26 protein-coding genes are annotated in these 25,947 nt (G+C 63.6%); 6 read left to right on the top strand and 20 right to left on the bottom strand.

The genetic code is table 11. The annotated features are described in order from the left end of the window. The first annotated feature begins 32 nt into the window (after positions 1 to 32). The 4 genes from A3A9_RS0130115 to A3A9_RS0130100 are packed head-to-tail and all read left to right on the top strand — an operon-like array spanning position 33 to position 4,419. Entirely contained in the window at positions 33 to 1,535 is a 1,503-nt protein-coding gene (locus A3A9_RS0130115) for a sugar ABC transporter ATP-binding protein (RefSeq protein ID WP_027061960.1), read from the top strand. Between the two features lie 36 nt (positions 1,536 to 1,571). Next, positions 1,572 to 2,570 carry an ABC transporter permease gene (locus A3A9_RS0130110; RefSeq protein ID WP_245279152.1) on the top strand — a complete coding sequence of 333 codons (999 nt, stop codon included), beginning with the start codon at positions 1,572 to 1,574 and terminating at the stop codon, positions 2,568 to 2,570. Further along, entirely contained in the window at positions 2,567 to 3,535 is a 969-nt protein-coding gene (locus A3A9_RS0130105; RefSeq protein WP_027061958.1) for an ABC transporter permease, read from the top strand. Before A3A9_RS0130110 ends, A3A9_RS0130105 begins: the two co-directional genes overlap by 4 nt. Before the next feature lie 2 nt (positions 3,536 to 3,537). Then, positions 3,538 to 4,419 carry an SMP-30/gluconolactonase/LRE family protein gene (locus A3A9_RS0130100; protein ID WP_027061957.1) on the top strand — a complete coding sequence of 294 codons (882 nt, stop codon included), beginning with the start codon at positions 3,538 to 3,540 and terminating at the stop codon, positions 4,417 to 4,419. Positions 4,420 to 4,428: 9 nt separating this feature from the next. Here A3A9_RS0130100 and A3A9_RS0130095 read toward each other — a convergent pair whose 3' ends face one another. The 14 genes from A3A9_RS0130095 to A3A9_RS0130030 form a co-directional block, all read right to left on the bottom strand. Continuing rightward, positions 4,429 to 5,121, bottom strand: a complete 693-nt coding sequence (locus A3A9_RS0130095) for an amino acid ABC transporter permease (RefSeq protein ID WP_027061956.1) — start codon at positions 5,119 to 5,121, stop codon at positions 4,429 to 4,431. A 3-nt stretch (positions 5,122 to 5,124) separates the two neighbouring features. After that, positions 5,125 to 5,790: an amino acid ABC transporter permease gene (locus A3A9_RS0130090; RefSeq protein WP_027061955.1), complete on the bottom strand. Its 666-nt coding sequence runs from the start codon at positions 5,788 to 5,790 to the stop codon at positions 5,125 to 5,127. Between the two features lie 65 nt (positions 5,791 to 5,855). Continuing rightward, entirely contained in the window at positions 5,856 to 6,656 is an 801-nt protein-coding gene (locus A3A9_RS0130085) for a transporter substrate-binding domain-containing protein (RefSeq protein ID WP_027061954.1), read from the bottom strand. Between the two features lie 282 nt (positions 6,657 to 6,938). Then, positions 6,939 to 7,154 (bottom strand): hypothetical protein, encoded by a 216-nt coding sequence (locus tag A3A9_RS0130080; RefSeq protein ID WP_027061953.1) that lies wholly within the window; start codon positions 7,152 to 7,154, stop codon positions 6,939 to 6,941. Next, positions 7,151 to 7,906 (bottom strand): COG4280 domain-containing protein, encoded by a 756-nt coding sequence (locus tag A3A9_RS0130075; protein ID WP_027061952.1) that lies wholly within the window; start codon positions 7,904 to 7,906, stop codon positions 7,151 to 7,153. The genes A3A9_RS0130080 and A3A9_RS0130075 overlap by 4 nt, the downstream gene beginning before the upstream one ends. Before the next feature lie 198 nt (positions 7,907 to 8,104). Continuing rightward, a complete protein-coding gene (gene phnN / locus A3A9_RS0130070) occupies positions 8,105 to 8,734 on the bottom strand; it encodes a phosphonate metabolism protein/1,5-bisphosphokinase (PRPP-forming) PhnN (RefSeq protein WP_027061951.1) in 630 nt (209 codons plus the stop codon). Beyond that, on the bottom strand, positions 8,731 to 9,885 hold the full coding sequence (locus tag A3A9_RS0130065; protein WP_027061950.1) for an alpha-D-ribose 1-methylphosphonate 5-triphosphate diphosphatase: 1,155 nt from the start codon (positions 9,883 to 9,885) through the stop codon (positions 8,731 to 8,733). The genes phnN and A3A9_RS0130065 overlap by 4 nt, the downstream gene beginning before the upstream one ends. Positions 9,886 to 9,934: 49 nt before the next feature. Beyond that, positions 9,935 to 10,642, bottom strand: coding sequence for a DUF1045 domain-containing protein (locus tag A3A9_RS0130060; RefSeq protein ID WP_027061949.1), 708 nt, complete (start codon positions 10,640 to 10,642; stop codon positions 9,935 to 9,937). A gap of 239 nt (positions 10,643 to 10,881) precedes the next feature. Next, on the bottom strand, positions 10,882 to 11,694 hold the full coding sequence (gene iolB / locus A3A9_RS0130055; RefSeq protein WP_027061948.1) for a 5-deoxy-glucuronate isomerase: 813 nt from the start codon (positions 11,692 to 11,694) through the stop codon (positions 10,882 to 10,884). Between the two features lie 4 nt (positions 11,695 to 11,698). After that, a complete protein-coding gene (locus A3A9_RS0130050; RefSeq protein WP_027061947.1) occupies positions 11,699 to 11,917 on the bottom strand; it encodes a hypothetical protein in 219 nt (72 codons plus the stop codon). Positions 11,918 to 11,960: 43 nt separating this feature from the next. After that, positions 11,961 to 12,878, bottom strand: coding sequence for a myo-inosose-2 dehydratase (gene iolE, locus A3A9_RS0130045; protein WP_027061946.1), 918 nt, complete (start codon positions 12,876 to 12,878; stop codon positions 11,961 to 11,963). Between the two features lie 106 nt (positions 12,879 to 12,984). Further along, on the bottom strand, positions 12,985 to 14,835 hold the full coding sequence (gene iolD / locus A3A9_RS0130040) for a 3D-(3,5/4)-trihydroxycyclohexane-1,2-dione acylhydrolase (decyclizing) (RefSeq protein WP_027061945.1): 1,851 nt from the start codon (positions 14,833 to 14,835) through the stop codon (positions 12,985 to 12,987). 32 nt (positions 14,836 to 14,867) lie between these two features. Further along, complete coding sequence (locus tag A3A9_RS0130035) at positions 14,868 to 16,802, bottom strand: bifunctional 5-dehydro-2-deoxygluconokinase/5-dehydro-2-deoxyphosphogluconate aldolase (protein WP_027061944.1); 1,935 nt, start codon at positions 16,800 to 16,802, stop codon at positions 14,868 to 14,870. Between the two features lie 157 nt (positions 16,803 to 16,959). Next, complete coding sequence (locus tag A3A9_RS0130030; protein WP_027061943.1) at positions 16,960 to 17,805, bottom strand: MurR/RpiR family transcriptional regulator; 846 nt, start codon at positions 17,803 to 17,805, stop codon at positions 16,960 to 16,962. 153 nt (positions 17,806 to 17,958) lie between these two features. Between A3A9_RS0130030 and A3A9_RS0130025 the strand changes: the two genes are divergently transcribed. Continuing rightward, on the top strand, positions 17,959 to 19,068 hold the full coding sequence (locus A3A9_RS0130025) for a Gfo/Idh/MocA family protein (protein WP_027061942.1): 1,110 nt from the start codon (positions 17,959 to 17,961) through the stop codon (positions 19,066 to 19,068). Positions 19,069 to 19,074: 6 nt separating this feature from the next. Here the strand turns inward: A3A9_RS0130025 and A3A9_RS0130020 are convergent, their stop codons facing one another. Next, positions 19,075 to 19,773, bottom strand: a complete 699-nt coding sequence (locus tag A3A9_RS0130020; RefSeq protein WP_027061941.1) for a helix-turn-helix transcriptional regulator — start codon at positions 19,771 to 19,773, stop codon at positions 19,075 to 19,077. 129 nt (positions 19,774 to 19,902) lie between these two features. Here A3A9_RS0130020 and A3A9_RS0130015 point away from each other — a divergent pair, with 129 nt between their 5' ends. Further along, positions 19,903 to 20,538, top strand: a complete 636-nt coding sequence (locus A3A9_RS0130015) for a LysE family translocator (RefSeq protein ID WP_027061940.1) — start codon at positions 19,903 to 19,905, stop codon at positions 20,536 to 20,538. A 32-nt stretch (positions 20,539 to 20,570) separates the two neighbouring features. Here the strand turns inward: A3A9_RS0130015 and A3A9_RS0130010 are convergent, their stop codons facing one another. From A3A9_RS0130010 to A3A9_RS0129990, 5 genes are all read right to left on the bottom strand, one after another. Then, positions 20,571 to 21,662, bottom strand: coding sequence for a 3-deoxy-7-phosphoheptulonate synthase (locus A3A9_RS0130010; protein ID WP_027061939.1), 1,092 nt, complete (start codon positions 21,660 to 21,662; stop codon positions 20,571 to 20,573). 447 nt (positions 21,663 to 22,109) lie between these two features. Beyond that, a complete protein-coding gene (locus A3A9_RS0130005; protein ID WP_027061938.1) occupies positions 22,110 to 22,904 on the bottom strand; it encodes an SDR family oxidoreductase in 795 nt (264 codons plus the stop codon). Between the two features lie 31 nt (positions 22,905 to 22,935). Then, a complete protein-coding gene (gene iolG, locus A3A9_RS0130000; protein ID WP_027061937.1) occupies positions 22,936 to 23,931 on the bottom strand; it encodes an inositol 2-dehydrogenase in 996 nt (331 codons plus the stop codon). A 114-nt stretch (positions 23,932 to 24,045) separates the two neighbouring features. Then, positions 24,046 to 24,813 carry an ATP-binding cassette domain-containing protein gene (locus tag A3A9_RS0129995; RefSeq protein WP_027061936.1) on the bottom strand — a complete coding sequence of 256 codons (768 nt, stop codon included), beginning with the start codon at positions 24,811 to 24,813 and terminating at the stop codon, positions 24,046 to 24,048. 2 nt (positions 24,814 to 24,815) lie between these two features. Continuing rightward, positions 24,816 to 25,892 carry an ABC transporter permease gene (locus A3A9_RS0129990; RefSeq protein WP_027061935.1) on the bottom strand — a complete coding sequence of 359 codons (1,077 nt, stop codon included), beginning with the start codon at positions 25,890 to 25,892 and terminating at the stop codon, positions 24,816 to 24,818. Positions 25,893 to 25,947: the final 55 nt, after the last annotated feature.

Below are 25,947 nucleotides of genomic sequence, written 5' to 3'. Positions count from 1 at the left end.
GGATGTCGGGAGAGCTTTTCGAAGGCGCATTCATGGACCTCGTCACCGTCAAAGGCCTGTCCAAACGCTATGGCGGCATCGTCGCGCTGAGCGAGGCGACATTCAGCGCCCGCGCCGGCGAGGTGCACGCGCTGCTTGGCGAGAACGGCGCGGGCAAGAGCACCTTCATCCAGATCCTGTCAGGTGCCGTGAAACATGATGGCGGGTCGATCCTAGTCGACGGCACGGATTATCGCCCCGCCAATCCGGATGCGGCCCAGGCGTTGGGCATTGCCGCCGTCTTCCAGGAACTCTCGTTGATCCCCGATCTCAGCGTCGAACAGAACATCTGGTTCCGCCACGAGCCGAGGACGCTGTTGCGCACCGTCAACCGTGGCGAGATGCGCCGAAAGACGCTGGCGCTGCTGGAGAAGTATGATTTTCCGGCACTGCGCCCCGATCAGGAGTTGCGGCGGCTGACGCTGGCCGAACGGCAGATCGTCGAGATCGCCAAGGGCCTGGCCAAGGACCCGCGCATCCTGATCCTCGACGAGGCGACCTCGGCGCTGCCCGCGCGCGAAGCCGAATGGCTGCTGAAGTTGACCCGGCAACTGGCGGCAGAGGGAAGGCTGGTCATCTTCATCTCGCACCGCATGGCCGAGGTGCGCGCCATCGCCGACCGGCTGACCATTTTCCGCAATGGCAGCACCGTCGCCGCGCACGAGGCCAATGCCGTGTCCGACAACGAGATCGTCACCCAGATGATAGGCCGGCATCTCGACCGTCTCTATCCCGAGCGCGTGGCAACCGCGACCGATTGCATTGCGCTCAGGGTCAAGAATTTCTCCAGCGGCAGTCGGCTTTCCCAGGTCGATTTCGCGCTGCGTGAAGGCGAGGTGCTCGGCGTCGGTGGCCTGCAGGGCCACGGCCAGCGCGAACTGTTCCAGGCGCTGTTCGGCGCCAGCAAGGCGAGCGGCAGCATAGAGCTGTGGGGCAAGCCCACCTTGATCAACAATCCGCGCCAGGCGCTGACCGGCAAGGACGGCATCGCCCTGGTGCCGGAGGATCGGCGCGGACAGGGGCTGCTGCTGACCAAGAGCGTGCGCGAGAACCTCACCTTGTCGGTCATCAAGCGCTTTACCGAAAACGGCTTGCTGAGCCGGCAAAAGGAAGCCGCCCTGGTCAAGGAGATGGTCGATTTCCTGCGCATCAAGGCTGGCACATCGGAGCAGCTTGCCGGCACCTTGTCGGGCGGCAACCAGCAGAAGGTGATCTTCGGCAAGATGCTGCTCACGCAAGCACGCGTGCTCCTGCTCTACGATCCGACGCGCGGCGTCGATGTCGGCACCAAGGGCGAGATCTTTCAGCTGATGCGCGACCTCGCGGCCAAGGGCTACGCGATCCTGTTCCATTCCAGCGACATGCCGGAACTTGTGCATGTCGCCGACCGCGTGATGGTGATGCGCAACGGCGGTATCGCGGCGGCGCTGGAAGGGGATCATATCTCCGAAGAAGGCATTTTGCGCGCCGCCATGCTTGAAACCAGGGTGGCCTGAGGCATGGTGATGTCAGCTGCGGAGAGACCGTTGGAGATGGCGCAAAGGCCAGCTGAAGAGAAACAAGCCAGGCCGGGTATCGACTGGCGCGGCCGCTTGCTCGACCGTGCGCCGTTCCTGGTCGCCTGTCTGATGCTGGCGCTTATCGTTGCCATCTATGGCAGCTTGCAGTCCGGCGTCTTCACGCTCGATGAGATCAACCTCGACACGGCGGCGGCGATGACGCTGATGCTTGCGGCGACCGGCCAGACCATCGTGCTGGTGCGCGGCGGCATCGATCTGTCGATCGGCGGCATGATCAGCCTTGGCACGGTGATCGCGGCGACACGCTTCACCGACGATCCGTCGACGACCGCACTTTGGACGTTGATCATTCTGGCGCTCGGCTTCCTGATCGGCGCGCTCAACGGCCTGCTGATCTCGCTGCTCAAGCTGCAGCCCTTCCTTGTCACGCTCGCCACCTGGTCGATCCTCAACGGCGTCGCCATGATCATCCTGCCGACCGATGGCGGCAGCATCCCCGTCTGGTGGGTCGGCTTCGCCTCTGCGCAGCTCTTTGGCTTGACCAGCCCGGTCTGGATGCTGCTGGCTTTGCTGCTGTTCTGGTGGTGGTTCCGTGCGACGCGCGTCGGCATCACCATCCAGGCGGCAGGCTCCAACGAGAAATCGGCCTTCCTGTCCGGTGTCTCGATCACAAGAGTCAATCTCGTCACCTACGGCCTCTCCGGTCTGTTCGCCGCTGGCGCGGCGCTGTTCCTGGTGACGCAGACCGGCGCGGGGTCGCCGACCATCGGCAAGGACTATATCTTGCCTTCAGTGGCGGCGGCGGTCATCGGCGGCGTCAGCCTGTTTGGCGGCCGTGGCCATCTCGCCGGCACGCTGATCGGCGCCTTCGTGCTGACGCTGATCGGCAACCTCGTCTTCGTCCTGCATGTGTCGAGCTACTGGCAGCCGGTCGCGTCCGGCGTCATCCTGCTGCTTTCGGTGCTGGCCAGTTCCGTTGCCGAAAAGGCCGCCAGGAACCGCGTCCAATGAGCGCTTTCCTCGCCCGCAATCGCCTCATCGTGCTTGCCTATGCCGGCATGGTCGTGCTGCTCCTGGTCACGGCTTTGTTCTCACCGGGCTTCCTCTCGGTCTCCAACATGCGCTCGACCGTCGTGCTGGCGGCCTTCGTCGGCATTGTCGCGCTCGGCCAGACGTTCGTCATCATCGGCGGCGGCATCGACCTCTCGGTGCCCTGGGTGCTCAATTCGGCAGCGATTATCATGGCGCTGCTGTGCGGCGGCCAGGACCTGCCGCTGGTCTGGGTCATGCCGTTGCTGCTCGCCGGTGGCGCCTTCATCGGCCTGATCAACGGTGTCGGCGTCGCCCAGTTCGGCGTGCCGCCGATCATCATGACGCTAGCCACCAACGTCATCCTGCAAGGCCTGATCCTGGTGCTGACCGGCGGCTCGCCGACGCCCTCGGCGCCGGCCTTGATCCAGTTCCTGTCGGTCGGGCGCATCGGTGGCTTTCCGGTCATCGCGCTGATCTGGCTGGCGCTGACTCTCGTTGCGACGCTGCTGCTCTCCAAGGCGGCGTTCGGCCGGCATCTCTATGCGCTCGGCACCAGCGCCACGGTGGCGGAATTCTCTGGCGTGCCGACAGCGCGCACCACCATCCTGACCTATGTCATCTCGGGCCTGACCGCCGCCTTCGCCGGCATGCTTTTGACCGGTTATTCCGGCCAGGCCTATCTCGGCATGGGCGACGCCTATCTGTTCACCTCGATCGCCGCGGTGGCGATCGGCGGCGCCTCCATCCTCGGCGGCAGCGGGCATTATCTCGGCACCGTCGCCGGCGCCATGGTGCTGACCATCCTGACCGGTCTTTTGCCGGCGCTGAACCTGTCGAGCGGGGCACTGCTCATCGTCTATGGCGCGGTTATCTTGCTCACCGTCTCGATCGGCAGCGAAACCTTCGCCGGCCTCGGCGGCAGGCTGCGCAGAAAGGAGAGCTGACCATGGTCGAAATCTCTTGTGTCGTCGACGCCAGGGCCGAACTCGGCGAAGGCACGCTTTGGGACCCGCAAGCCGGCGTGCTGTGGTGGATCGACATCTGGAAGAAGCTGATCCACCGCTACGATCCCGCTACCGGCAAGGACGAAGTCTTCGCCACGCCGGAATATCTCGGTTGCCTCGGCCTGCGCGAAAAAGGCGGTCTGGTGCTGACCATGACCAACGGTTTCCACTTCTTCGACCCGGTGACCGGCAAATTCGAGCCGATCGTCGACCCGGAATCCCATATGCCGGCAACCCGCTTCAACGACGGCAAGCCGGATCGCCAGGGCCGCTTCTGGTCGGGCTCGATGTTCGAAGTGCCAGGCAAGCCGATCGAATTCATCGGCGCGCTCTATAGGCTCGATCCCGATCTGTCGGTCCACAAGATGATCGACGGCATTGGCTGCTCCAACGGTCTCGCCTGGAGCCCGGATTCGAAAACCATGTACTTCTCCGACAGCCATGCCGGCGCGGTGTGGGCCTATGATTTCGATCCTGCTACCGGCGACATCGAGAACCGCCGCACCTTCATCGACATGACGGTGACCGGCGGCGTCGCCGATGGCGCTACGGTGGACGCCGAGGGCTGCTACTGGGTGACCATCCCGGTGACCAGCAAGGTCTGCCGTTACGACGCCGATGGCCGGCTGATGCAGACCGTGCTGCTGCCGACCGACCTGCCAACCTGCTGTGAATTCGGCGGCAAGGACCTCGACATTCTCTACGTCACGTCTGCCGTGCTTAAGCGCCCCAACAGCCACTTCATCGGCCAGCAGAATCCAGGCGGATTGTTCGCGCTCGATGTCGGCGTCAAGGGTCTGACGCTGCCGGCCTTCAAGGGCTGATGGGCTCGCTCAGATAGCGGACATGACCAACGGCGACTCGGCCTTGCGCATCGTTCCGGTAGCGAAACGACGCTCGAGGTGGCCGGCATAGAGCGACAGCGGCCAGCAGAGTGCGAAGTAGATGATCGACACCGTGCCGAACACCATCACCGGCTGGAAGGTGACGGTGTTGACCTGCGTGGCGGCGCGGGCAAGCTCGGTCAGCCCGATCAGCGAGGCGATGGACGTCGTCTTGACGATCTGGACCATGAAGCCAACGGTTGGCGGCAGCATCAGCCGTACCGCCTGCGGGATGATCACCAGCCGCAGCGTCCTGACAAAGCGGAAGCCGAGCGCGGTCGCTGCTTCCCACTGCCCCTTGGGGATCGCCTCGATGGCACCACGAAAAATCTCGCCGAAGAAGGCGCCGCCATTGAGCGAGAATGTCACCGCCGCAGCCACCCACGGGTCCGGCCGGTAGCCAAGGAACGAAGATCCGTAATAAGCCATGAACAGCTGGATCAGGATCGGCGTGCCCATGAAGAACTGGGTGTAGAAGGCGGCCAGCCAGCGCAGCGGCCGCGCCGGCGCCACCCGGATCGCCGCCACCACGAGGCCGATCAGGCCGCCGCCGGCAAAGGCGATGAGCGCCAGCAGGATCGTCCAGCGCGTCGCCAAGAGCAGGAACATCAATTCATTGGGGCCGAAATCGCGCAGGCTCATGGTTTAGACCTTCCAGCGGAACATGAGCTTGCCGATGCCGGCAAACAGCAGGCTGGCGGCCTGCACGAGCACGAAATAGATGACCGCGATGATGATGTAGACCTCGAAGCTCCGGAAGGTCTGCATGACGAGGTTGTTGGCAACCGCCGTCAGTTCCTCGGCCGCGATAGCCCCGACGATCGAGGTGCCCATGATCTGCAGGATGAACTGCGCCGATAGCGACGGGTAGACCGCGCGCGCCGCCGGCACCAGCACGACATGACGGATGATGCGGTAGCGGCTGAGGCCGAGCGACTTGGCCGCCTCGATCTGCCCTTCCGGAATGGCCTCGATGCCGGCGCGCAATATCTCGGTGGCATAGGCGCCGAGATGGATTGAGAGCGCGACGACGGCCGCCGTGGTGCTCGACAGCTTGAAGCCGAACAGCGGCAGCGAAAAGAACACGAAATAGAGTTGGATCAAAAGCGGCGTGTTGCGGATCAGCTCGACATAGCAGGCGATCGGCCACGACAGGAAACGCGGCCCGAAACTGCGGCCGACGGCGCCGAGAACGCCGATGGCGGTGCCGAACAGGATCGACAGCGCCGCCAGCTGGATGGTCTTCTCCAACCCGCGTAGCAGCAGGTCGAGATGGACCAGGATCGGGCCGAATTGCAGGGCGGTTTGCATGGACATTCCGTCACGAGGTCAAGGAGGCGGGGCCGATCCGGCCCCGCCCGACTCCGGATGCGTGATCAGAAGACAGGCAGCACCGGCAGTGGCTGGTTCCGGTATTTCATCGACAGCGCGTCCAGCGTGCCGTCGGTCTTCATTGTGAACAGCCAGGTGTTGATCCACTGGCGCAGATTGTCGTTGCCCTTGGCGACGCCGATGCCGAAATAGAAGGTTTTCAGCACGTATTTCTGCTCGAAGGCGTCGCCATTCTGGGCCTTCTTCAAATAGATCTCGCCATAGTCGCCGCCACCCATGGCATCGATCTGGCCAGACACCATTGCCTGTAGCAGCGAGGAATAGTCGTCGAAGCGCAGGATCTCGATGCCTGGATTGGTTTCAGCGGCCTTGGTCAGCAGCCCGTCCTCGCCGGTGCCGCGCGTCAGGCCAACCTTCTTGCCGAGCAGGTCGGCGACGCCCTTGATGCTGGTGCTCTTCGGCGCGATCACCACCGCCGACTGGCCGGCATAGGGGATCGAATAGTCGATCTGGATGGCACGCGCGGGCGTGATCGAGAAGATCGAGATCACCGCATCGACCTGCTTGGTCAGCAGCGCCGGGATACGGCCGGGCGAGGTGACGGTGACGAATTCGACGGGAACGCCGAGCGCCTCGCCCATCTTGTTGGCGACCTCGATGTCGAAACCGGTCGGCTTCAGATTGGCGTCGAGAAATCCGTAGGGCGGCGTCGTTGTGTCGATGGCGACGACCAGCTTGCCGCGCGAGATGATATCCTCGACCGATTGGGCTGACGCGATGGACGGCATCAACGCCGACAGCGCCAGCACCAGCAGAACGCCGGCTCCTCTCAGGAAAGTCCGCATGTTTTCCTCCCATGCATTTTGGGCGCCTCGTGTCGACATCGCTCGTGCGGGGCGCTGGCCGCCCAAGGATTTGAAACAGATCGGTCTCGCCCGCTGCCATCCCTTGCAAACCCGGGATTTAGCGGTTCCTCTACGAGTTATAATGGTATGCTATTATAATGTTATTCGCCTGTCTACGATCGCTCAGGCAGGAAGTTGTACTATCGTGATACCGGTACCATGATTTTAGGTTTTACATCCGACGTCCATGGTTCCGACGTCGGCCGATGGTGCTTGTCGATGCTACCGCTTGATCGCGCCTGCCGCGCGACGAACGCTTTGCAACAGGATGGCGAGGCAGCCGACCAGAAGCAGCGCCCCGCCGATGAGCGGCGGCAGTGCAAGCAGCTTCACCGCTGCCGCGATGGCGGCCACCAGCACCAGCGCGAGCACCGCCAGATTGCCGTCATCGACGAACATGCCGAAGAATTCCCTGGCAACAAGACGAATGGCGTTCATCGGGCGAGCCCTCCGGCCGATAAGGGATAGGTGCTGCGCAGCCAGCGCACCATGGCAAAGGATGCCAGCGCCACGATGGCGAAGATGGCGAGCAGAGCGAGATCGGCGCCCGGCCAGTCGGCACCGATGCCCTCACCGGTCCAGAAGATTCCGAAGCTGGTGAGCATCAGCCCCACCACGAATTTCAGCGCATTCTCCGGCACACGCGCTAGTGGCCGGTGGATTACCAGGCCGATGAGCATCACCAGGATGAAGGCCGCCAGCGCGCCCAGGCCGGCGTACAGCGTCTGCCCGTGAGCGGCGCCGACGGCAATCACGATGAACACCACCTCGACGCCTTCCAGCAGCACCGCTTTGAACGAGGCCAGTCCGGCGAGGTAGTCGGCGCGGCGATCATTGGCCTGCTGGTTCAGGGCGGCTGTCTCCTTGGCGAAGGCCGCCTCTTCGTCATGCAGCGCGATGACGCCGACGCTGCGCAGGATGGCCTTTCGCAGCCAGCGCATGCCGAACAGGATCAGCAGCACCCCGACGACGAATTGCAGCGTGGTGATGGGTATCAGCGCCAGCAGCGGGCCAAATGCCAGCACCAGCGCCGCCAGCACCGCCAGCGCCAGGGCCGCACCTGTCAGTGCCGGGCGCCAGCTGCGCGTCACGCCGACCGCAAGCACGATGGTGAAGGCTTCCACGACCTCGACGACAGAGGCGAGAAACGCCGCCGTGATCGTCGAGAGAATGGGTGTCAGACTCTGCATGGAGGCTTCCTGTCCTGTCTTGTTCGCCCCGGATACTCCGGGCGGCTTTCCCGGGAAACGTAGCCTAGAATCACATGTGCGTTCAGCACCACATAGCGCTCCGGAAGCTGTGGCAAAGCAAGTGAAGCATCAGCGAAGCGGTGCTTCGGTCCAGTCGAGCCGCACACGCCGAGGCTCGAAGATGCGCGCCTAGCTAAATCAGATCAGGCCCGACATGTCGGAGAAGGCCATGGCCTTGCGCAGCAGCTCGGCGAAGCGCTCGCCGGCCACTTCGCGCGGGCCGCTGTTGTCGATCGAGGTCACGCCGGGGCCCGACAGCGTCACATTGGCGCTACGTGCCAGCCGCGCCAGCACTTCGCCGCGCGACTCGCGGCCGCGCATCGCCAGCCGTTCGGCCAGCACATCAGGCGAGGCGGTGATTTCGACGATGGCCAGATTGGCATAGCGCTCGCGCAGCACCGGAATAATCGCGCGCGATACATTGGCGACCGCGACATGGCCATTGGTGACCGACCAGTCGACATCGGCCGGAAGGCCATAGCGCAAGCCATGCGCTTCCCAGGAAATGGCAAAGGCGCCGTCGGCCTCGGCTTCGATGAAGGCGGCGTCGGCCAGCGTGTCGTGGTCCTCGCTCGCCGCATCGCTCGGCCTGGTGATGACGCGACGGACGAACTCCAGCCGGGTCTCATCAGCGAAAAGCGCGCGGGCATAGTCAATTACTGTGTCCTTGCCGGCGCCACTGGGGCCCACGACGGCGACAAAGACGCCATGGCGAATCGGAAACTCTTCAGCCGACAATTCACGCTCGATCGATGCCGACACCATCATGCGACCCGGCGCCCCTGCCGCCAGACGGTGCGCACCACTGGAACATGGTCGTCGACGCGCACGCGCACCAGATCGGCGCGGCGGCCCTGCTCGATGACGCCGCGGTCGTTGAGGCCAACCGCTTCCGCCGGGTTCTTCGACACCATCGCGACCGCCTGCGGCAGCGAAATGCCTTCGACCACGTCGCCGAGGAAGAAAGCGGACTGGATAAGGCTGAAGGGAATGTAGTCGGATGACAATATGTCGAGCAGGCCATCGCTGGCCAGCGTGCGGGCCGAAACATTGCCCGAATGCGAGGAACCGCGCATGACATTGGGCGCGCCCATCAGAACGCCGAGCCCGGCCTCTTTCGAGGCCCTGGCGGCCTCTTGCGTGGTCGGGAATTCGGCAACGCGCACGCCTTGTTCGATCGCCTCGCCGACATGGCCAATTGTTGCGTCGTCATGGCTGGCCAGCACGATGCCGCGCTCGTGGCAGGCAGCCGCGATCACCGCCCGGTTGGGTGCCGAATTGCGCGCCGATTCGCCCATCCGCTTCTCGCAGAACAGCTTGAAGTCACGGTCGGTCAGCTTCAGCTTGCGCTGGTAATAATAGGCATAGGTTTCGAGATTGACGAACTGGCGCTGTCCCGGCGCATGGTCCATCAGCGATGCCAGCTTGACCCGCTCGTCCTCGTCGAAATTGGCAAAAGCCTGGAGGCAGTCCGGCGCCGAAACCTCGCAGCGCAGATGCAGGAAGTGGTCGGCACGCAGGCGATCCTGCTGCACGCTGTCCTCGATCGCGTCGGCCAGCTTGCGGATGTCGTCCGATGTCAGGTCGGCGTCCTCATCCATGCCGACGCGCAAGGCGTCGAGTACGGTGGTGATGCCGGCGGTCGCCACTTGCGCGTCATGGGCAAGCACGGCGGCGATCGGGTTCCAGCGCACTTTCGGCCGCGGCGCGTAGTGGCCCTCCAGATGGTCGGTGTGCAGTTCGACCAGGCCGGGAATGATGTAGTCGCCGCCCATGTCCTCGCCGGCCATGTTCCTGCCGGTTTGGCCAGCACCTGCATCGATGCCGGCGATAAGGCCGTCACGCAGCACCAGCGACCCCTCGACGATCTCGTCGGCAAGCACGATGCGGGCGTTGGAAAGAACGGTCTCGGCGGTCATTTCAGGCAGTCTTTGATTCTTTGGCCTTGATACTTGGGGCAGGGCTTGTTCAGGCGATTTTTCTGGCGGGGCGGCGTCCCAACGCATGCTGGGAAAGCACCATGAACGGCGCACCCGGCTCGGGTTCGACAAACAGCGTCAGCGCGTCGACCAGAACCGGCTGCCGCAGTATATCCGCGAACAGGCTGTCGATTGCTGCGCGCAGGCGAGGGCTTTCCTGTGGCCCGGCCCGGCCGGACAGCGTCATGTGGAAGCGGAAGGTCTCAAAGACATAGGGGTAGCCCCATTGGCAGAGGTTGCGAAACTCGGCCGGCTTCAGCGAATCCGGGCTGCGTCGTTCGATCTCGGCATCGCTCAACGGCGCGCGAAAGCGGTCGAAGTCGCGCACGACCTCGTCGGCGAAGCGGTTGAGCGGCGGCAGCGGGCCTTCCGGCACCAGCGCGAAGAAGCTGTCGATCTGGCTGACGACGAGACGCGGGATCGTCACCACCGGCGTCGCCTCGGCAAAGTGGTCGAGTGCGGCGCGCAGCGAGGTCTCCGTCTCGTTGGCAGCCAGGCGGAAGGGCGCTTTCAGCGTCGCGTGGAAGCCATAGCGGCGGGCAGAAGCGGTGTGGAAGGCAACCTCCGCTGCCGCCAGATCAGCCACGGCCTCGACCGGCTTCGTCGCGGCGCCGAACGGGTCGCGGCCCAGCCAATTGGCGGCGATCCGCGCCAGCGGTTCGTCCTGCCTTGGGGTGAAATAGATGGCATAACGCATGGGAGGTCCTCGTTAAAGCGCGCCGCGATGCGCGCTTTAAGTCTTCATTTGGTGCATGTCGTTGCCCCAAAACCGCTACACACTTTTGGGCGACATGCACTAGCCTCGCTGCCATAGGTGATTTCCATGACGGATTGACGAAGCTTCTGAGGGTTTTCGAAGGCAAATCGCCCCGAGAAGTCCTTAGCCGACGATTTTCCCGAGCTGGACCAATAAGTTCACCCGGAAACGCAGAACGGTCAGGCCTTCATCAACCATTCGTGCTCTGGCGCATTGTGGAATTTCCACGTCCGCTTCGGCCCGGCCATGACGTTGAGATAATAGAGATCATAACCATGGCAGGCGGCGCAGGGGTGATAACCCTTGGGCACCAGCACGACATCGCCATCCTCGATCGCCATGGCTTCGTCGAGCGCGCGATGGCCGCTCCCGTCTGCGTCGGTATAGACGCGCTGGAAGGCGAAGCCCTGCGGCGGGTTGAGGCGATGATAGTAGGTTTCCTCGAGATAGGATTCGGCTGGCAGATTGTCCTGGTCATGCTTGTGCGGCGGATAGCTCGACGTGTGGCCGCCAGGCGTGATGACCTCGACCACCAGCAAGGAATCGGCTGGCTTGCCTTCGGGCAGGATGTTGGTGACGTAGCGCGTGTTGGTGCCCTTGCCGCGCACCTCCTGGCCGAGATCGTCCGGTGCTATCACCCGAACCGGCAGGCCGCCACCGAGACCGGGTGCCGAGCAGACCGCGAGTTCGAGATCGGTATCTGCCGTCACCGACCAATCCGATCCTTCGGGCACATAGACCGACCACGGCTTGCCCTCGAAGGGCGACATGCGCTCGCCGAGCAGGCCTAGATCCTTGCCGCCGGCCTTGGCGTTGCCCTTGCCGGTGACGAACACGAGGCAAACTTCGCGATCGTCCGTTTTGCCTGAGGCGCTTTCGCCCGGCCGCAGCCGGTGCAGGTCGAAACCGACATAGGTCCAGCCGGCGGTCTTCGGCGTCACATGGGCAACGCGGCCATGGCCCTTGTCGGCTTTGACGAGCAGTTTCGACATCGGGTTACTCCTTCGGTTCGGTCTCGACCGGGGGCTTCACCTCGTCGACCGGATTGTAGAGATAAAAAAACTGCCAGACGCCATAGCCGGCAAAGCCCAGCGCGATGACGCCCCAGAACGGCGTGCCGGTGGCGAACTCGATGATCGACCAGATGACACACACCGCGACGACGGCGACACGACGCCACAGCGGGCGGAAGAACGGGTGCTCGGAATCTTTCATCGGGCCAATCTACAGCAACCTGCCCCGCCGTGAACCCATCGCGTCAGGCATTCGGGAAGCCCTGTGTCTCCACCGTGTAGCCGGCAGCTGTCATCACCCGCATCAGCTCCTTGTGGCCGACTTCAGCCATTTTCAGCGGCGGGTTCTTCTTCGGGTCCTGCTCGGCCTCGACCACGAACCAGCCTTCATAGCCATGGTCGGCGAAGCGCTGCACGATGGCGCCGAAATCCAGCGAGCCGTCGCCCGGCACGGTGAAGGCGCCGAGCGCCACGGCGTCGAGGAAAGATTGCTTCGTGCGGTCGAGCCCGTCGATCACACCCATGCGCACATCCTTCACATGCACGTGGCTGATGCGCTTGTGGTGGTTGTCGATGGCGCGCAGCACGTCGCCGCCGGCAAAGGCCAGGTGGCCGGCGTCGAGCAGCAGCGGAATGCCGGCCCCGGAATGGCGCATGAAGGCATCGAGTTCCGGCTCGGTCTCGACCACCGCCGCCATGTGGTGGTGATAGGACAACGGCATGCCTTGTTCGGCGCACCATTCGCCGAATTCGGTCAGGCGCTTCGCATAGGCCTTCATCTCGTCGCTGTTGAGTTTCGGCTTGGTGGCGAGCGGCTTCGAACGGTCGCCCTGGATCGAGCGGCCAACCTCGCCATAGACGATGCAAGGCGCGTTCACCGCCTTGAACAGGTCGATCATCGGCTGGATGCGATCCTTGTTCTTGCTCATGTCTTCATCGACCAGCGTGCCCGAGAACCAGCCGCCGCACAGCGTCACATCGGCCTTTTTCAGGATCGGCAGCATGACATTGGGGTCGTTGGGAAAGCGCCGGCCCATTTCCATGCCGGTGAACCCGGCCGAACGCGACTGGCGCAGGCATTCCTCCAGCGACACGTCATCGCTGAGTTCGGCAAGATCGTCGTTCCACCACGCGATGGGGGACATGCCCAGTTTGGCTTTCAAGTCGTCACTCCAGATCAGAACAGTTCATTTTGGGCCGCTGGCGCTGCCCCTCATCCGCCTGCCGGCACCTTCTCCCCGTATAGGGACGGGGAGAAGGCAGCTGGCGTCAATCGCCAACGCTTTGCATCTGCCGCTTCTCGTCATAGGCCTTGCGCGCCGCGTTCACCTGCGGACGTGCCGACACTTCCGGCACCGCCACATCCCACCACGTGCCGCCGGCGTCGGTGGAGACCAGCGGATCGGTGTCGATGACCAGAACGGTGGTGCGGTCGTTTGTCTTGGCCTTCTGCAGCGCATTTTCCAGCCCGGCGATCGACGGCACCTTTTCGGCAATCGCGCCCAGGCTCGCCGCATGGGCGGCAAAGTCGATATCGGGCAGAATCTCGTGACGCGAGTCCTTCAGGAGATTGTTGAAGTTGGCGCCGCCGGTCGCCATCTGCAGCCGGTTGATGCAGCCATAGCCACGATTGTCGAGCAGCACGATGGTAAGCTTCAAACCAAGCATCACCGAGGTGGCGATCTCGGAATTCAGCATCAAATAGGAGCCGTCGCCGATCATGACGACGACCTCCTCGCCGGGCTTGGCCATCTTGGTGCCGAGTCCGCCGGCAATCTCGTAGCCCATGGTCGAGAAGCCGTATTCGGCGTGGTAGGAGCCAGGCGCGCCGGCCTGCCAAAGCTTGTGCAATTCGCCCGGCAGCCCGCCGGCGGCATGCAACAGTGTCACGCCGGAGCCCATCGCGCGCTGCACCGCGCCGATCACCTGCGCGTCGGAGGGGAAGGCCGCGTTGGTCGAGGCCGTCACCTTGCCGGCATCGGCCTGCCAGGCCTTCTTGCCGGTGGCCGAATTGTCGGTCCAGGCGGACGGCGCTTTCCAGCCTTTCAGCGCAGCTCCAAGTTCGGTGAGCCCTTCGGCCGCGTCCGCGACCAGCGGCAGTGCGCGATGCTTGCCGGCATCGAAAGGCTGCACGTTCAAGCCGATTATGGTCTTGCCGGAATTCTTGAACAGCGCCCATGAGCCGGTGGTGAAATCCTGCAAACGCGTGCCTATGGCCAGCACGACATCGGCCTCTTCCGCCAGCCGGTTGGCGGCCGAAGTGCCGGTGACGCCGACCGCCGCCATGTTGAGCGGATGCGTGTCGGGCAGTGAGGATTTGCCGCCTTGCGTTTCGCAAACCGGAATGCCCGCGCCCTCGACGAATTTGGCCAGCTCATCGGAGGCCTGCGAATAGAGAACGCCGCCGCCGGCGATCACCAGCGGCTTCTTCGCACCCTTCAGCGCAGCCACCGCTGCGGCAAGCTCGTGGCGGTCCGGGCGTGGCCGGCGCTGGTGCCAGACGCGTTCGGCGAAAAAACTCTCGGGATAGTCGTAGGCCTCGGCCTGGACGTCCTGGCAGAGCGACAGCGTCACCGGGCCGCACTCGGCCGGATCGGTCAGCACAGCCATCGCACGGCTCAGTGCCGGTATGATCTGCTCGGGCCGGGTGATGCGGTCGAAATAGCGCGACACCGGACGGAAGCAGTCATTGACCGTCGCCGTGCCGTCGGAAAAGTCCTCGGCCTGCTGCAGCACCGGGTCGGGGACGCGGTTGGCGAAGACATCGCCGGGCAGAAACAGCACAGGCAGCCGGTTGACATGCGCAAGTGCTGCCGCCGTCACCATGTTGAGCGCGCCGGGGCCGATCGAAGAGGTCGCGGCCATGAAGCGGCGGCGGAAATTGGCCTTGGCGTAGGCGATCGCCGCATGTGCCATCGCCTGTTCATTGTGGGCGCGGAACGTCGGCAGTTCGTCGCGCACCTGGTAGAGCGCCTCGCCGATGCCGGCGACATTGCCATGGCCGAAGATCGCCCAGACACCGCCGAAGATAGGCACTGTCTTGCCGTCGATCTCGGTCATCTGGCGGGACAGGAAGCGGGTCAACGCCTGCGCCATCGTCAGGCGGATTGTCTTGCTCATGGTGGTTTCCTCCGCAGTCCTCTGCCGCGCCTTTATGCTGCTTTACGGCCACGCGCGGCAAGCCACGCCTCGGTCAACTGTTCGAAGCGCGAGGCCATGTCGACGACGGCCTCGTCATCCGACATCCTTCCGGCCAGCCACTCTTCGGCCGCGTGGACGAAGATGGTGCGGCCGACGGCAAACCCCTTGACGATCGGCGCCTTGGCAGTGGCGGCGAAAGCCGCCTCCAGCTCGTCCTGCGGCGCTTCCAGGCCAAGCAGCACGATGCCACGGCACCACGGATCATGCTTCAGGATGACCGCTTCGATCTTGGCCCATGCGGCGCTCGACGCCTGCGGCTCGAGCTTCCACCAGTCGGGCTTGATGCCGAGCGCATAGAGTTCCTCCAGCGCGCGCGGAATGGTCGTGTCGTCGAGCTTGCCGTGCTTGCCGGCGATGATCTCGATGAGCAGTTCCCGGCCGACTTTCCGCGCCGCCTCGAACAGCGTGCGCAGCTTCTGCTGCTGTTCTTCCTTCAGTGCTGCCGGATCGTCGGGATGGTAGAAGCACAGGCATTTGATGCAGTGATCGACAGGCCATTCGGTAAGCTGCGAGCCGATATCCTGCGAGAATTCGAAACGCAGTGGCCGCGAGCCCGGCAGTTCCACCGGGCGCCCGAGCCAGGCAAAGGGATGCCTGGCGAATTCGAACATCGCTTCGCGGCCATGTTTCTCGTCGATCAGCATGCCGTAGCCATCACGGCCTGCGGCGACTTTCGCCGCCGCCTTGACCGCCAGCACCTTGAAATCGCGGATGCGTGCCGGATCGGCGCCGGTCTTGGCCGCGACGTCCTCGAGTTGCACACGGTGATCGCAGGCGAGCGCCATCATCGAGGGAATGTCGCGCCGACGCGTCGTCGCCCAATGGATGTGGTTGATCGCCTCGTCCTTGCGCAGGGCGAGATGCTTGCTGCCGTTCTTGAGGAAGAACTGCAACTCCTCGAAGGTCGGATATTCCGGTGCGCAGAGCAGCCGCGACACGGCAAAGGCGCCGCAGGCATTGGCCCAGGTCGCCGCCGTGGCATGGTCTTCGCCACCCAGCCAGCCGCGCAGGAAGCCGGACATGAAGGCGTCACCTGCGCCCAGCACATTGTAGATCTCGATCGGGAAACCCTTGCCGACGACACCGTCCTCGAGATCGTCGCTGATCGGTCCGTCATAGACGATGCAGCCCATGGCGCCGCGTTTCAAGACGATGGTGGCCGACGACAGCGAGCGGATCGTCTTCAGCGCGCTCAGGCAGTCATCGGCACCCGACGCGATCATGATCTCTTCCTCGGTGCCGACGATGAGATCGCAATCAGGCAGCACGGTCTTCAACTGGGCTGAAACCCGGTCCGATTTGACATAGCGCTCGAACCCTTCGGCATGGCCGGCAAGGCCCCAGAGATTGGGCCGATAGTCGATGTCGAACACCACCTTGCCACCCCTGGCCTTCATGATGCGGATCGCCTTGCGTTGGGCGGCGTCGCTGTTGGGGCGGGAAAAATGCGTGCCGGTGACGACGATCGAGCGCGCCGAGGCGATGAAGGCCTCGTCAATGTCTTCCGGCGCCAGCGCCATGTCGGCGCAGTCGGTGCGGTAAAAGATCATCGGCGAAACGCCTTCGCTTTCGACCGACAGCAGCACCAGCGCCGTCAACCGTTCCTTGTCGGTCTTCAACCCGTCGGTGTTGACGCCTTCGCGTTTCAGCTGTTCACGAATGAAGCGGCCCATCTGCTCATCGCCGACGCGCGTCAGCAGCGCCGAGCGTAGGCCGAGCCTGGCCGTGCCTACCGAAATGTTGGCCGGGCAGCCGCCGACCGACTTGGCGAAGGAGGTGATGTCTTCCAGCCGCGAGCCGATCTGCTGGCCATAGAGGTCGACGGAAGCGCGGCCGATGGTGATGACGTCGAGCGGCGCCTGTTTGGCGTCCACGGCTTCGCTCATTGGAACCTCCCGTCAGTCTTGTTGTCATGGACAACATTGTTTGGGTAACACGCGCGAGCGGCAGCGTGGCGCCGGCAATATGAAATAATAATTCCAATCCATAGTCAATATGGAATGAGCATTCCCCGGTTGAAAAGTGCCTTTCTGGTGTGACCGATCAGGCCTTGCGCTTGCGGCCTGCGTCGCGCCGCTTCTCGCCGACACCGACGGTCAGCGCCATGGCCAGCGCCATCGTTGCCGACAGCGAACGGAAGCCGGCGAAATCCGCCTCGGCAACCTCGAACCAGACCTTAGCGAACTGCGCCAGCGGCGAAAACGCGCTGTCGGTGATGGCGACGATCGGCACGCCCTGTTCCGAAATGGTGCGCGCCTCCTCGATCGTGGCCGGCGCATAGGGCGAGAAACTGATGGCGATGACGGCATCCGCCGGCGTGGCGAAACTGATCATCTCGGCGTTCAGCCCGGCCGCCGATTCGATCAACTGGTTGCGGATCTTCAATTTGCCCAAGGCATAGGCGATGTAGGTCGCCACCGGATAGGAGCGCCGCTTGGCCAAGACATAGATGGTCTGCGCCTTTGCCAGCAGCGCAATCGCATCTTCCAGATGCGCGTCATCCAGGGTGCGGGAAATGTCGTTGAGCGAGGTGCTGGCGGCGGCGACGAAGCCGTCGAAGATCGCCCGGTGGCCGGCGCCACCCTCGGCCTTTGCGCGCAGCGCCTGCAAGCGCTCGTCATAGGACGAGTTGCGCTCGCGCAGCCGCTCGCGGAACACCTGCTGCAGGCTGGTGAAACCGTCGAAGCCAAGCTGCTGGGCAAAACGGATTAGGGTCGAAGGCTGCACGCCGGCCGAGGCGGCGATGCTGGCGGCGGTGCCGAAGGCGATATCGTCGGGATTGTCGAGCGCATAGGCGGCGATCTGGGCGATGCGCTTGGGCAGGCTTTCGCGCCGGTCCAGGATCGTGGCGCGAAGCGTCTCGAAGTCGCGAGGTACCCGTTCGTCCATCGTCGGCCCGTCCAAGCTCATGCGTGAAGCATCCTCTGTGCCCCATCATAGCGAGCCTGCGCAAGAACACCAATAAAAATGAGGCAGACATTCCATTCCGGGAAAAAATGGACTAATTCATCCACCGATAGCTTGAGGCATTGGGAGGAAAAAATGGTCGGCGTCGGTCTTATCGGCACGGGTTTCATGGGCAAGTGTCACGCCATCGCCTGGAGCGCTGTCGGTGCCGTCTTTCCGGATGTGGCCAAGCCACGGCTCGTCCATCTCGGCGAGGTCAATGAGGAGCTCGCAAAACGCAAGGCAAGCGAGTTCGGCTTCGCCAAGGCCTCAGGCGACTGGCGCGCCGTCGTCAACGATCCTGAGGTCGACATCGTCTCGCTGACCACGCCCAACCAGTTCCATCCCGAAATGGCCATCGCGATTCTGGAGGCCGGCAAGCATCTGTGGTGCGAAAAGCCGATGGCGCCGAGCTTTGCCGAAGCCGAGGCGATGGCAGCGGCGGCAAAGAAGTCCGGCAAGGTCGCGGCGCTTGGCTACAATTACATCCAGAGCCCGGCCATCCGCCACATCGGCGCGCTGCTCGACGAGAAGATCATCGGCGAGGTCAACCACCTGCGCATCGAGATGGACGAGGATTTCATGGCCGACCCCGAGGCGCTGTTCTTCTGGAAGCACGAGGCCGCTTCCGGCTATGGCGCGCTCGATGATTTCGCCGTGCACCCGCTGTCACTGGTCTCGGCGCTGTTCGGCCGCGTCGCCAGCGTCATCTGCGACATGGCCAAGCCCTATGCCGACCGCAAGGTGGCTAGCGGCGGGCGCCGAGCGGTCGAGACCTATGATATCGCCAGCGTCTTGATGCATCTGGAAAACGGCATGGCCGGCACGCTGCAGGTCAACCGCTCGGCCTGGGGCCGCAAGGGCCGCATCGCCATCCAGATTTTCGGCTCCAAGGGGTCGATCCTGTTCGACCAGGAGCGGATGAACGAAATCCAGCTCTATGTCACCGCAGATCGCCCGACCGAGCAGGGCTATCGCACCATCCTGATGGCGCCGCATCACAGGCCCTACGACGCTTTCCTGCCGGCGCCCGGCCACAATCTCGGCTTCAACGACCTCAAGATCATCGAGTGCCACGAATTGCTGACGCGGCTCGCCGGCAGACCGGCGCGGCTCATCGAGTTTGCGCAGGGGCTGGAGATCGAGCGCACCGTGCACGCCATGGCGAGATCGTTCGCGGAAAAGCGCTGGGTGGATGTGCGGTGATATCCCTCAACCAACCGCAGCAACATTTGTCTCCCAGCCGCTCACCCAGACCTGCCGCAGGCGATCGCCTTCGCCCTTGAAGCGTAACCCGGTCGGCTGGCAATTCTCGATCCGGTCGCTGCGGAAATTGCGGATCGCCTGGCGCAACTCACACCAGGCGACGATGTTGGCGGTTTCAGCATAGTAGATCAGCGCGATCGGGCGGATGAGGCGCTCGGAGGTGCGGCCCATTTCGTCGCGATAGGAGAGGTCGAGCTTCTCCTCGTCACGGATGGCGCGGCGCACCAGCGCTAGGTCGATCGAGCCGGCCGACGGCGCGGCGAAACCCCAGGCATGCAGCGCATTGGCTTCGAATGTCTGGCGTAGCGGCGGCGGCACCGAACCGGCGATCTTGGCGCTGACCCGCTTGGCCGCCTGCTTGAGCTCGTCGTCCCCCGTGCGCTCCAGCAGCGCCAGCGACAGGACGATCGCCTCCATCTCCTCGATCGAAAACATCAGCGGCGGCAGGTCGAAGCCGGGGCGCAGGATATAGCCGATGCCGCGCCCGCCTTCGATCGGCACGCGCATCGCCTGCAGGGCTGCGATGTCGCGATAGATCGAGCGCACCGTCACCTCCAGCTGCTCGGCAATCATGGCCGCCGTCACCGGCTGGCGCGCCAGCCGCAGGATCTGGATGATCTCGAACAGGCGTGACGCCTTGCGCATTTTTCTCACCCGATGCCGATCACAACTGACACATCCTCGTCAGTTGGGCTAACCTATAGGATCGCCTACCGGATTGAAAATCAACAGGTTCCGCTGCGGCTTGGCGGAGCGAGGCGACAGGCAACTGACATGGGTTACGCGGAAAATCTCTGGCTTTTCTTTATCCTGCTGTTCGGCATCATCGTTGTTCCCGGCATGGACATGCTGTTCGTGCTGGCCAATGCGCTGACCGGCGGACGCGACAGGGGCCTGGCCGCGACCGGTGGCATCATGGTCGGCGGCATGGTGCACACGCTGAACGGTGCCATCGGCGTCGGCCTGCTGATGCATTTCGTGCCGATCCTGTTCAAGCCGCTGCTGATCGCTGGTGCCGCCTACATGGCCTTCATCGGCATCACGCTGATGCGGAGCTCCATCACTGTCGGCGAGGGCGGCCCCGCCGGCAGCCGCACCGCATGGAAGGCGTTTCGACAAGGACTGGTAACCTGCCTGATCAATCCCAAGGCATACTTGTTCGTGCTTGCCGTCTATCCGCAGTTCCTGAAGCCGGACTACGGCCCGATCTGGATGCAGGCGACTGTCATGGGCCTGATGACAGTCCTGACCCAGGCCGCGATCTATGGTGGGCTCGCCATCACAGCCGGCCGCAGCCGCAATCTTTTGATCGCCAATCCGCGGGCGACCACTCTTGCCGGCCGCGCGGCCGGACTGCTGCTCTTTGCGGTTGCCGTGTTTACAGCATGGGAAGGATTGAGGGCGGCGTAGCCTAGCGCCGCCCTCCTATATCGCCAACTGTATCAGGCGGCACCCTGACGGTTCTCCAGCATGGCGCGGCGTGCCGACCGACGCCACTCGACGGCACCGGCAAGGCCGTGCAGCACGGTTTCGGTGGTCGCCCAGTCGATGCAGCCATCGGTGATGCTCTGGCCGTAGACCAACGGCTTGCCGGGCACCACGTCTTGCCGGCCGGCGACGAGATTGCTCTCGATCATGAGGCCAATGATGCGCTCGTCGCCCGCCGCGACCTGCCCGGCGACATCCGCCGCGACCTTGGGCTGGTTCTCCGGCTTCTTGGCCGAGTTGGCGTGGCTGACATCGATCATCAATCGGGGCGCCACACCGATACGGGCGAGTTCCACAGAGGCGGCTTCGACGCTTGCGGCGTCGTAGTTGGGCTGAACGCCGCCGCGCAGGATGACGTGGCAGTCTTCATTGCCCGTGGTGGTCGCGATGCCGCTGCGCCCTCCCTTGGTTACCGCCATGAAATGGTGCGGCTGGGCGGCGGATTTCACCGCCTCCGCGGCGATCCGCAGATTGCCGTCGGTACCGTTCTTGAAGCCGACCGGGCAGGAGAGCCCCGAGGCGAGTTCACGATGGATCTGGCTCTCGGTGGTGCGCGCGCCAATGGCGCCCCAGGCGACGAGGTCGGCAATGTATTGCGGCGTCGTCATGTCGAGGAATTCGGTTGCCGCCGGCAGGCCGAGATTGTTGACGGCCGAGAGCACGTTGCGCGCCATCCGCAGTCCCTTGTCGATGTTGAAACTGCCGTCGAGGTCGGGATCGTTGATCAGGCCCTTCCAGCCCACGGTCGTGCGCGGCTTTTCAAAATACACCCGCATCACGATCTCGAGCCGGTCGGACAGGATCTCGCGCAGCGCCGCCAGACGGCTGGCATAGTCAACGGCCGCGACCGGATCGTGGATCGAACACGGGCCGACGACGACGAGCAGCCGGTCATCGGTCCCGTTCAGGATGGCGTGGATGGCATTGCGTGACGCGCTGACGGTGCGCGTTGCCGTCAGCGTGCGCGGTATCTCCCGCATCACCTGGTCCGGCGTACTCAGTTCTCGGATTTCCATGACCCGAAGGTCGTCTGTGGTGGTCAACACGGCTTTCTGCTCCTGTTTCAAGAGACCTGCCGGCTGATACAAAAAAGCCGCCAGGTCTGGCGGCTGTTCGGATCTTGTTGCTGCAATCTTCAGATCGAGCGCAATCCTCCCGCCGCCAGCGAGCTCCTAAAGTACCAATACGTGGCGGACAGGTTGATCATGCGGCTCATATAGTCGATGCGGAGGCGTTTGTCACGGGGGTGTTGGCATCCCATTCGGAATGGGCCGAACCCACGCGATTTCGTCATCCCAGGGCGAGGCAGGAGCGAAGCTCCGTCGCGAAGACCCTGGGATCCATTCCGTGCCATTAGCCAAAGGATGCGGCGGTGCAGAAATCTGCACCGTGGCGGCGCTCCCGAGTCCCGGCAGGATCCTCGGGTCTGCGCCGCGTCGCTTCGCTCCTCCGCCCGTGGATGACGAAGTGATGGGCGTTTTCGCTGGGCTCGGCTACTCGCCGACCACCCCGGCGATGTTTTGGTCATAGTCAACCAGCGATCCGGTCATGACGCCGGCCTGCGGGCTGATCATGTAGCTGATCAGCCGGGCGAGCTGAGCCGGCTTCACAAGCTGGCCCATCGGTTGCGCGGCCTCGGCCTTTTCCAGCCAGTCATCCGGCGCATCGTGCCACTTCTTCTGCACGATCGCCTCGCCCTCCGTGTCCATCCAGCCGGGCAGCACCGCATTGCAGCGGATGCGGTTCCGCCGGTAGGAGCTGGCGACGTTCTTGGTCAGCGTCATCAGCGCGCCCTTGCTGGTCGAGTAGGGCGTCAGGAAGGACTGGCCGGCATGCGCCGACATCGACAGGACGTTGACGATCGAGCCCGGCGCCTTGCGCTCCAGGAGATGCGCGACCAGTCCCTGCATCAGGAAGAACGGGCCGCGCACGTTGGTGTCGAAGATCTGGTCGAAAAGCTCTTCCGAGGTTTCGACCAACGACCCGCGCGCCGACGTGGCGGCGGCGTTGACCAGCGCGTTGAGTGTGCCGAAATGCGAGATCGCCGTGGCGACGGCGCGCTTGCAGTCCGCCACTTTTGAGACATCGGCGCTGATGAAGATCGCGTCGACGCCCAGCGTCTTGAAGTGGGCAACGGCCTTGTCGCCCTTCTCTTGCGAGCGGCCGATAAGCGCCAGCGCCCGGCAGCCCTCGTCGGCCAGCGCCTCGGCAACGGCAAAGCCGATGCCTTGCGCGCCGCCGGTGACGATGGCGCGCGTTTGTAAATTGCGATCGGCTGATGCGCTCATCGCTGTGCTCCTGTGCCTTGGGCCCAAATTCTTACTTGTCGAGGCGGACGGTCTTGCCTGTTGTTGCCGACTTCAGCGCCGCATCGGCCAGCTTCAGCGCCACAAGGCCGTCAGCGCCGCTCGGAGCAGCCTTCTTGCCAGAGGTTGCCGCCGTGATGAAGGCAGCGATCTCAAGAGCATAGGCATCGAGATAGCGCGTCATGAAGAAGTCGTGCAGTGGCGGGCGCGTATAGCCCTTTTCGTTCGCGACTTCGATCGACACCGGCCGCTGGTTCTCGGCCGCGACCATGCCTTTCGAGCCATGCACTTCGATGCGCTGGTCATAGCCATAGGTGGCGCGGCGCGAGTTGGAGATGATGGCCTGCTTGCCGGAAGCCGTTTCCAGGATGACGCTGACCGAGTCGAAATCGCCGGCAGCACCAATCTTCTTGTCGACCAGCACCGAGGCATGCGCGCTGACCGCAACCACCTCCTCGCCGAGCAGGAAGCGCGCCATGTCGAAATCATGGATGGTCATGTCACGAAAAATGCCGCCCGAGCGCTTGATGTAGTCGATCGGCGGTGCGCCCGGATCGCGCGAGGTGATGGTCACCATCTCGACCGTGCCGATGGCGCCATCGTCGATGGCCTTGCGCACGGCGGCGAAATGCGGATCGAAGCGCCGGTTGAAGCCGACCATCAGCGTCGCCTTGGTCTTCTCGACCACGGCCAGGCATTTTTCCACACGCTTGACGTTGAGGTCGATCGGCTTCTCGCAGAAGATCGCCTTGCCGGCCTTGGCGAAACGCTCGATCAGATCCGCGTGGGTGTCGGTCGGCGTGCAGATGACGACGGCGTCGATATCTTCGGATTTCTCGATGGCATCGATCGTACGCACTTCGGCGCCATAGGCCGATGCCAGTTCCTTCGCCGCTTTCTCGAAGGCGTCGGCGACGGCAACCAGTTTGGCCTGCGGGTTGGAGCCGACGGCGCGGGCGTGGACCTTGCCGATGCGGCCGGCACCGAGGAGGGCGAAGCGGAGAGTCATGGAGTGTCCTTTGAGGATGGTTCGAAGCTGTCGGCGCCGGTCATGGGCGCGGGTGATTTTCCGGTCAAGACAAGATCGACAGGGAGGCGATGACCATCGCCTCCGCGCCCGGCCTTATGCCGCGAGTTCCGCCTCTCCGGTCTTGGCGCCGGTGATGTAGGAGACGATGTCGTTTCCGTCGGTGTTCTCCTTGCGCAGATTGGCAACGATGCGGCCACGCCGGAAGACAACGATGCGATCGCAGAGGTCGAACACCTGGCGCATGTTGTGGCTGACCAGGATCAACGATTCGCCATTGTCCTTCAGCGTGCGGATGATGTTCTCGACCTGCGCCGTCTCCTGCACGCCGAGCGCCGCCGTTGGTTCGTCCATGATGACGAGCTTGGAAGCGAAGGTCGCGGTCCTGGCAATCGCCACGCATTGGCGCTGGCCGCCCGACATGTGGCGGATGGTGTTGGAGAGGTTGGGGATTTTCACCGCCGTGCGGATCAGTGCCGCCTCGGTCGCCTTGCGCATGTATTTGCGGTCGAGGATCGAGAACGGGCCGAGATTGAACAGCACCTTTTCGCGGCCAAGAAACAGGTTCGACGGCACGTCGAGGTCGTCGGCCAGCGCCAGGTTCTGGAACACGGTCTCGATACCCGCCGTGCGTGCCTCGATCGGCCCAGCAAAATTCACTTCCTTGCCGTCGAACCAGATCTGGCCGCTGGTGCGCTGCTCGACAGCGGTGATCTGGCGCACGAAGGTCGACTTGCCGGCGCCATTGTCGCCCATGATGGCCACATGCTCGCCTTTGCGCAGCTCGAAATTCGCGCCTTCCAGCGCATGTACGCCGCCATAGCGCTTGGTCAGGTTTTCGGTCTTCAGGACGATGTCTGACATGGTCAAGCCCTCAATGCCCGCAGGCGTTGGCGCCACTGGTCGAGAACGACCGCGCCGACAATGATCACGCCCTTGACCATCTCCTGGTAGTAGGCGTCGAGGCGCAGGAAGGTGAAGCCGGAGATGATGACGCCGAAGATCAGCGAGCCGATGACCGTGCCGATGATCGACCCACGGCCACCCGACAGCGAGACGCCGCCGATGACCGCCATGGCGATGGCGTCGAGTTCGTACATCACACCCATGCCGGACTGCGCGGTCAGGTTCTTGGAGCTCAGCACCACGGCGGCGAGCGCGGCGAGTATGCCGGCGATGACGTAGACGAGGATTTTGTGGTTGGCGATCTTGATGCCGGACATGCGCGCGGCGTCTTCGTTGGAGCCGATGGCGTAACTGTGCTTTCCGTATTTTGTGTAGGTCATGATCAACTGGAACAGAACCGCCAGGGACAGGAAGATGATGACCGGCATCAGGCCCTTGCCGATTGCCGCGAAACTGTCAGTCGGAAACGAGATCGGCTGGCCCTTGGACCACCATTTGGCGATGCCGCGCGCGGTCACCATCATGCCGAGCGTGGCGATGAACGGCGGAATGCGCGTGTAGGCGATCAACGAGCCATTGACGAGGCCGGCCAGAAGCCCACAGCCGATCGCCACCAGCACCGGTACGAGAACCGGCAGGTCGGTCCAGCCTTGCGCCAGGAACATCGCCTTGGGGTTGGGGTTGCCGTTGACCGTTGCCACCTGGGCGAAACTCATGGCGATCATTGCTGTCGCGCCGACGATAGAGCCGGAAGACAGGTCGATGCCGCCGCAAATAATCACTTGCGTCACGCCGATGGCGATGATGCCGACGATCGACACCTGCAGGATGATGATCTGCAGCCGCGCCTCGTTGAAGAGGCCGCCGACATCGCTGCGCGTGTTGAACAGGAAACTGTCGCCGAGAAAGATGCGGCCGATCAGTTCGAAGATGACGACGAGAATGACGAGCGCCAGGAAGACGTTGAATTCGGCCGGCCATGTGCGCTTCTTCGCGTCATAGCTGACCCCGCCGACGCCATGCGATGTCTGTGACAATCTTCTATCCTCCGTCAGCCACCGTCGTTCCTCAGCACCTGGAGGCGCTGAGGGA

It is taken from the genome of Mesorhizobium loti CJ3sym, from assembly GCF_000472785.1.
Classification (GTDB): domain Bacteria; phylum Pseudomonadota; class Alphaproteobacteria; order Rhizobiales; family Rhizobiaceae; genus Mesorhizobium; species Mesorhizobium loti_E.
Note: the sequence above shows the minus strand (reverse complement) of the source record. Positions and strands in the feature narration are given on the sequence as shown.

Bases quoted from the DNA above. Each gene is read 5' to 3' on its own strand.
- A3A9_RS0130115 (WP_027061960.1), top strand. From the start codon at position 33: ATGGACCTCGTCACCGTCAAAGGCCTGTCCAAACGCTATGGCGGCATC.
- A3A9_RS0130110 (WP_245279152.1), top strand. From the start codon at position 1,572: ATGGCGCAAAGGCCAGCTGAAGAGAAACAAGCCAGGCCGGGTATCGAC.
- A3A9_RS0130105 (WP_027061958.1), top strand. From the start codon at position 2,567: ATGAGCGCTTTCCTCGCCCGCAATCGCCTCATCGTGCTTGCCTATGCC.
- A3A9_RS0130100 (WP_027061957.1), top strand. From the start codon at position 3,538: ATGGTCGAAATCTCTTGTGTCGTCGACGCCAGGGCCGAACTCGGCGAA.
- A3A9_RS0130095 (WP_027061956.1), bottom strand. From the start codon at position 5,121: ATGAGCCTGCGCGATTTCGGCCCCAATGAATTGATGTTCCTGCTCTTG.
- A3A9_RS0130090 (WP_027061955.1), bottom strand. From the start codon at position 5,790: ATGCAAACCGCCCTGCAATTCGGCCCGATCCTGGTCCATCTCGACCTG.
- A3A9_RS0130085 (WP_027061954.1), bottom strand. From the start codon at position 6,656: ATGCGGACTTTCCTGAGAGGAGCCGGCGTTCTGCTGGTGCTGGCGCTG.
- A3A9_RS0130080 (WP_027061953.1), bottom strand. From the start codon at position 7,154: ATGAACGCCATTCGTCTTGTTGCCAGGGAATTCTTCGGCATGTTCGTC.
- A3A9_RS0130075 (WP_027061952.1), bottom strand. From the start codon at position 7,906: ATGCAGAGTCTGACACCCATTCTCTCGACGATCACGGCGGCGTTTCTC.
- phnN (WP_027061951.1), bottom strand. From the start codon at position 8,734: ATGATGGTGTCGGCATCGATCGAGCGTGAATTGTCGGCTGAAGAGTTT.
- A3A9_RS0130065 (WP_027061950.1), bottom strand. From the start codon at position 9,885: ATGACCGCCGAGACCGTTCTTTCCAACGCCCGCATCGTGCTTGCCGAC.
- A3A9_RS0130060 (WP_027061949.1), bottom strand. From the start codon at position 10,642: ATGCGTTATGCCATCTATTTCACCCCAAGGCAGGACGAACCGCTGGCG.
- iolB (WP_027061948.1), bottom strand. From the start codon at position 11,694: ATGTCGAAACTGCTCGTCAAAGCCGACAAGGGCCATGGCCGCGTTGCC.
- A3A9_RS0130050 (WP_027061947.1), bottom strand. From the start codon at position 11,917: ATGAAAGATTCCGAGCACCCGTTCTTCCGCCCGCTGTGGCGTCGTGTC.
- iolD (WP_027061945.1), bottom strand. From the start codon at position 14,835: ATGAGCAAGACAATCCGCCTGACGATGGCGCAGGCGTTGACCCGCTTC.
- A3A9_RS0130035 (WP_027061944.1), bottom strand. From the start codon at position 16,802: ATGAGCGAAGCCGTGGACGCCAAACAGGCGCCGCTCGACGTCATCACC.
- A3A9_RS0130030 (WP_027061943.1), bottom strand. From the start codon at position 17,805: ATGGACGAACGGGTACCTCGCGACTTCGAGACGCTTCGCGCCACGATC.
- A3A9_RS0130025 (WP_027061942.1), top strand. From the start codon at position 17,959: ATGGTCGGCGTCGGTCTTATCGGCACGGGTTTCATGGGCAAGTGTCAC.
- A3A9_RS0130020 (WP_027061941.1), bottom strand. From the start codon at position 19,773: ATGCGCAAGGCGTCACGCCTGTTCGAGATCATCCAGATCCTGCGGCTG.
- A3A9_RS0130015 (WP_027061940.1), top strand. From the start codon at position 19,903: ATGGGTTACGCGGAAAATCTCTGGCTTTTCTTTATCCTGCTGTTCGGC.
- A3A9_RS0130005 (WP_027061938.1), bottom strand. From the start codon at position 22,904: ATGAGCGCATCAGCCGATCGCAATTTACAAACGCGCGCCATCGTCACC.
- iolG (WP_027061937.1), bottom strand. From the start codon at position 23,931: ATGACTCTCCGCTTCGCCCTCCTCGGTGCCGGCCGCATCGGCAAGGTC.
- A3A9_RS0129995 (WP_027061936.1), bottom strand. From the start codon at position 24,813: ATGTCAGACATCGTCCTGAAGACCGAAAACCTGACCAAGCGCTATGGC.